We start from the raw sequence: 320 nt of genomic DNA, 5'->3' as shown, positions 1-320 counted from the left end.
GGCGGTCATTGCCCTTGGCCCGCCGGATGGCGGCATCCACTGCCTCCGGATCGTGGCCGTCCACCGCGTCGATCGCCCAGCCATAGGCGGCAAAGCGCGCGGCCACGTCCTCCGACGACGCCATCGACACCTTGCCGTCGATGGAGATGCCGTTGTCGTCCCAGAGCACGATCAGCTTGCTAAGCTTCAGATGTCCGGCCAGGGCACCCGCCTCGTGGCTGATGCCTTCCATCAGGCAGCCATCGCCGGCGATCACATAAGTGTGGTGGTCCACCAGCTCCTTGCCGAACCGGGCGGCCAGATGCGCCTCGGCGATCGCC

General features: G+C 67.2%; 1 protein-coding gene. It reads right to left on the bottom strand.

Annotation, left to right across the window (positions count from 1 at the left end):
• Positions 1-320, bottom strand: a 320-nt coding sequence (locus tag EQG76_RS00780; RefSeq protein ID WP_235031144.1) for a thiamine pyrophosphate-dependent enzyme, incomplete at both ends; no start/stop codon positions are given.

The sequence above is a fragment of the Geminicoccus flavidas genome (genome assembly GCF_009806515.1).
GTDB lineage: Bacteria > Pseudomonadota > Alphaproteobacteria > Geminicoccales > Geminicoccaceae > Geminicoccus > Geminicoccus flavidus.
Note: the sequence above shows the minus strand (reverse complement) of the source record. Positions and strands in the feature narration are given on the sequence as shown.